The 5,883-nt window shown below is 41.2% G+C and carries 3 protein-coding genes; all 3 read right to left on the reverse strand.

Annotated elements, in window-relative coordinates; all coding sequences use genetic code 11:
* Positions 1 to 4,163 (reverse strand): serine/threonine-protein kinase PknK (locus QUB61_RS37310; RefSeq protein WP_333136260.1); only part of this gene is annotated, 4,163 nt, incomplete at its 3' end.
* A 438-nt stretch (positions 4,164 to 4,601) separates the two neighbouring features.
* Positions 4,602 to 4,835 (reverse strand): hypothetical protein, encoded by a 234-nt coding sequence (locus QUB61_RS37315; protein ID WP_333136261.1) that lies wholly within the window; start codon positions 4,833 to 4,835, stop codon positions 4,602 to 4,604.
* A gap of 10 nt (positions 4,836 to 4,845) precedes the next feature.
* Positions 4,846 to 5,883 (reverse strand): globin domain-containing protein (locus tag QUB61_RS37320; RefSeq protein ID WP_333190401.1); only part of this gene is annotated, 1,038 nt, incomplete at its 5' end.

Genomic DNA, 5,883 nt, shown 5'->3' on the forward strand with positions numbered 1-5,883 from the left:
TGACAGGTTTCAACGGGGATTGACTGCAACACGGTGACTTGTTGGGAATTTATTGTCCCTTCAGCTTCAATTAACAGCTTTTCCTGGCTTGATAAAATTAGATATCCTCTTTGCGCCCCGGCACTTTCTATCAAAATTTTCATCAAGCTCGACATTAGCTTATCTAGCATTATTTCACCGGAAATCGCCTGAGAAGCTTTCATTACTGTGGTGATATCTAAGTTAAATTCCGAACCTGTCGTCACTCTGGCGGTAGTTTGAGTGTTTTTATTTCTCGGTTGAATTGGTTTTAATAACTGGGGATATCGCGTTTCTAAATCTTTTACCTTAGCAGTTGCTCCCCATTGGACATAACAATAATACGCCTCAATCATGTAGGTTTGAGCAATTTTTTCTTTGCCCCTTTCTATATAAAATTTGGCTGCTAGTTCATTAGCTAGTGCTTCTTCGTTGAGCAAGTGATTTTTTTTAGCGAGTTGAATGGCGCGCTCGTATAACTCTAATGCTTGCCAATTAATCCCTAACACCCTAGCTTTTTCCGCTTCAATTAATTCATATCTATGGTGGTTTACTTCGGGCGCACTTTCGGCCCAGAATTTCATTTTTTCCTGATTAACATTGACTTGTTTCCAGTAGTTTTTTTGTTCATCTAGCGTGACTTCAGCATAGCGCTTTAACAAAATTAGCGAATGGTAAAAATTGAGAACTACGACTTGCATAAAACCAAAAGCTTGTCCGGCTTGCTCCTGTGCTAGGGCCACATTTTTTAAGGCTTGGCTACTATCGCCCAACAAGTAAACTAGAATAGTTTTAGCCACATAAAACATAAATAAAACTGTTCCCGATTTAGCAGCAATGATGCGAGACAAATTTTTTTCTTCATCAAAACTTTCACCGCTCAATAATAGGGAATCTGCTGCTTGAAGCTGTAAATTTAAACCTAATTGTCGCCATACTTGTGAAAAGTGAATAGAAATTTCTTGTTTAATGTTAATACACAAATCAACATAAACTCCTTGTTGCTGGACGGCAGCTTCTAAGTTATTCTCCGTAAAAAATAAGTAACTACACAAATTTGCAGCACAATATCCAGCCCATTCTAAATCACCTACTTCTAGCCCGGATTCTACTCCTTGCCGCAAAGGATCGACACTATTTCGGGCGTGTTCTTTCCAAGTGCGAATATTGGCATTAAACAAGTTATAAACTTTGGCTTTTAATTCTTTATCCTTAAATTTATTTAATAACTTTAATGCAATTAAACCGGCCTGATAACCTCTATCTAATTGACCCAATCCTACTAGCAATAACCCGTAAAACCCATAGGCAAAAGATGATATAGCCGAATCTCCATATTTAAGACACAAATTAATCATGGTGATGATTATTTGCGGAAAAATCTCTGGTCTTGCCATAAATACAGGAGCACAGAGGCTTTTTAAAATCTGCATTGCTGCCAGCTTATATGGATCTGTCATAACTGGCAAATTATCTAAATCCTCAAGATTTGGTAAGTCAATTATTAACTGCTTGTCAACTTCTATTTCTAGTAAAGAAATTGTTAGTTTTTCTAACACTTCTAAACCAATATCTACTGCCGTTACCATTTCTAGTTTAGCCATATGAATCTGCATTTTTAATTCATAGATTTTCAATTTTTCCAGTAAACTATTTGCTTGATTGAGAGCCAATTCCGCTAAATTTAATGACTCCTTAAAGTTAAGATTTAAATATTCAGCTTCTGCCGTGGCGATGTAAATATTTAGGGTCAATTCATACTGATTTTTCCAACAGTCTGTTGTCAGTAGCCCCATCGCCGTTTGTAAATATACCGTTGCGGCAGCATAAGCGTTAGAAGTTTTGGCTTTCCGCCCTGTCACTAGGTTTAATTCGGCTAATGCTTGCCGTTCGCTTGGTTGAGTGATTAAATCCTTACCATGATTTAAGTGTCTGACAATCTCAAATTTTTTTTCATCCTGCTCTATGTTTGAGGAATTTTGTAGTAACAATTGTCCGATTAGGAGATGAGTTGCTTGCTTTTTTTCCTCAGGAATGAGGGAATAAGCGGCTTGCTGGACGCGATCGTGCAGGAAGCGATAAGTGGGATTGGTAATAGACTCAGTATGGGATCGATCATCTGTGGGAATGAAGCATTTATAGCCTTCTGTAATGGGTAAAATGAGTTCTTCTTGTAATGCTCTCCAAAGTGCTGATGCTGTTTGTTCGGGTAGTTCTTCGCTGACTATTGCCAAGGTATCTAAATCAAACTGCGCCCCAATGCAGGCGGCAAGTTTGAGAACCTCCTGAGTAGGGGCAGGCAATTTCTGCAATTGCACCGCCATAAACTCCACCACATCCGAGGCGTCGGCAAATGTAACTCGAGCAATATCGCACTGCCACCCGCCTTTACTTCCCCCCTTACTCAGGGGGGACACAGGGGGGTCAAAGATAATTTGACCATCTTCATACAATGCCTTGAGGAATTGAGTCGAGAAAAATGGATTACCTTTGGTTTTTTGATAAACCAATTCTGTCAAGGGCCCGGCCAAAGATAAGTCGCAAATCAGCGTATCTGCTACCAACTGATTGAGATCTGCTAAACTCAACGGTTGCAGGGTAATAGTATTCACCACTGCCCCAGACTTGATAATTTCATCCACCGTCAACATAAACGGATGAGCAGCGGATACCTCATTATCCCGATAAGCACCTAACACTAACAGATGCCCCCTATCCTGCATTAACAGTTGTAGCAACTTCAGGGATGCCGAATCCGCCCACTGCAAATCATCTAAAAACATCACCAATGGATGTTCTGCTGTGGTAAATACTTGCACAAACTTTTCCATCAGCAAATTAAAGCGATTTTGGGCGGCACTCCCCGACAGTTCTAGTGCAGGACTTTGAGGGCCAATGATGCGTTCTAATTCAGGAATTACCTCAATTAGCACTTGCCCGCTGTCGCCTACTGCTGTCAAAATCCTGGTTTTCCATGTTTGTAATTGAGCGTCACTTTCTGATAATAATTGCCCCATCAACTCTCGAAAGGCTTGCACAAATGCACTGAAAGGAATATTGCGCCCAAATTGGTCGTATTTGCCTTTAATAAAATAGCCACGCTGTCTGGCTATCGGCTTGTGGACTTCGTTCACTACGGAGGTTTTACCAATACCTGAAAAGCCAGCCACCAGCATCATTTCGGCGCTACCTGTACTGACTCGTTCAAAGGCAGCTAATAGTTGAGCGACTTCAGTTTCTCTACCGTAGAGTTTTTCGGGAATCAGGAAACGGTCTGTAATATCCCGCGTTCCCAAGTCAAATTCTTCTATGCTGTCCGTTTCTTGTAATTGAACCAGACACATTTCTAAATCGTGCTTGATTCCCCCGGTTGTTTGATAGCGGTTTTCGGCATTCTTCGCCATCAATTTACTGACTATTTGCGAGAGAATTAGGGGAATTCTGGGAGCGATTTCCTGCGGAGGAATCGGCTGTCTGGCAATGTGGCAGTGAACCAACTCTAAAGTATCTTCTGTCTCAAAAGGCAGTTTTCCTGTCAGCAATTCGTAGAAGGTGACGCCGAGGGAGTAAAAGTCACTGCGGTAATCGAGAGCGCGGTTCATCCTCCCAGTTTGTTCGGGCGAAATGTAAGCGAGAGTTCCTTCAAGAACTCCGGGGTTTTTCAGTATCGGTGTTTCTCGCGTTAGCTGAGTAGAAATGCCAAAGTCAATAATTTTTAATTGTTTTGTTTCGGGGTTGTAAACAATATTAGAAGGGTTAATATCTTTGTGGATGATGTTGGCGCTGTGAATTTGCCCTAAAATTTCAGTTGTGGCGATCGCCAGGAGTAAAAATTCTTCGAGAGTAAATTTTCGCTGCTGCATCCAAATTGTCAAGGATTCGCCGCCAAAGTCCTCCACAAACATCACGAGGCTGTTTTGGTATTTTTGCAAGTCATAAACCCGCACGACTCCCGGCTGTTTTAGCTCTTGGGTGATGCGGTATTCGGTGCGGTAGCGCACCAATTCTTGAGGTGTGGGGTAGCTTTCTTTGAGAAGTTTGAGGATAATCGGCTGGTTATCTGCTTCCCGAATCGCCCGGTAAACCAGAGAGTTGGCACTTTCGTAAAGCAGCGTCTGGGTGGCAACGCCTGGAATGGACAGCATATTGATTTTTGAGGTAAAAATTAACGCGCAGTCAAAATGCACCAGCTTTGTTTCCACAATAGCGCGTTAAAAAGGAAACAATAAGGTTTGTTAACAAATGTTTAGTTTTTTGGCTAGCAGCCTGCAAATACTTTCTGGTTGTCCGGATTCCGCGAGCAAGGTTTGTATTGTCCGTTAACCGCCGATCGCATTTTCTGTTGCCTTGATGTTGAGATATAGCAACCGCGCCCGATGGTGAGGATGTTCTTAATCGCTCAAACCATTGCCCCCAATTGCATTTTCCTGATCTTCTAGATAACTAAAGCCTTCAACATCTGCTATAGCTGGTGAGAGTTCCCTCGCGCTACGGGGCCCCCAACTCTCACCAGAAGCCGACTCTCAAAGCCATCAGGGACTCGCGGTGTAATAATGTAGCGATCGAGTTTGGGACTGTTGCAATTAATCTAAATTGTGTGACCTGTCTTTGATTTTTGTGCGATTCATCAATGCAGACTGACAGCGTTCCCAATAAATTTTAGCAGCGCGATCGCCCTGATTGTGACGCCAACACTCCGAAAACAGCCCTGCCGCTTCAGCAAACTTCCCTTCCCAGTAAATTGCCCTCGCTTCTGCAAACAATTCCAACGTAGCTAACTTGCCCGCTTTGATTTCTAGCCCGTCAGCATCAAACACCTGATCTAGGTCACATAAGTGTCATTCCATCAATCATAGCTGACTGAATAATTGTATAAGCATCGACCCAAGCTTTTTCAGTTTCAGGTGTCCACTCTAAACCCATCTGCGCCTTCAGGGCTTGAATGAGTGCATTGGCAACAATCGGAAAATGTTCTACTAAAACGCCATATTTGGCATGAGTTGCACCTAATCCTTTAGCAAAAACATTAATTAACTTAGGTTTGCGTAAATTTTCAATAATTATTTCTAAGCTTTGCCAAAGCTTTTCTTTTTGCTGTTCCATTTTTGTATTCATGAAAAGAGTTTTAATCTCATCAGAATCATTAAAAAGAATTTCATAAAAGTCACTTACAAATTCATCAGCGTGAGGTTTGATTAATGCTACACTTCTCTCTAACAGCTCGATGTTTAAACTAATAGTTTTTTGTTCACACCACTCCCAATAAATTTGAGCAACTTGATCCGAAGGACAGAGTTTTAAACATTGACCAAATAATTCTGTTGCTTGGATAAATCTCTGTTGTCGGTATAAGATCAAAGCTTGATTAAATAAATCTTTTGTTGCTAATTTCCCTCGCTTTGTTTCAGGAATATCTGCATCAAAAACTTCATATATTGTAGATAAGTCTACTTTTCCCTTTACACTAATTTCAGCGATCATCCGCATAGCATAGTTGCTAGGATTAGCTAATTTGTTAAAAGTCTGCTGTGTAATCAGTAAAGCAACACCATAAGTTTTTGTTAATCCTTCCACACGAGAAGCTAAATTCACCGCATCACTAATTACCGTCGTATCCATGCGATTTTCCCCCCCCACCGTGCCTAACATTAAATTCCCCGTATTAATGCCAATCCCAATCTTAATCGGGGCATAACCCGAATTAACTCGCTCTTGATTGTATACTTGAAGTTGATGCAGCATCACAATACTGGCGTTTACTGCATTATCAGGATTACCGCTAAATAGCGCCATAATCGCATCACCAATATATTTATCAATAAAGCCATTATTTTCAATAATCGCCGATTCCATCCGAGATAGATA

It is taken from the genome of Microcoleus sp. C2D2 (assembly GCF_036702495.1).
Lineage (GTDB): Bacteria > Cyanobacteriota > Cyanobacteriia > Cyanobacteriales > Microcoleaceae > Microcoleus.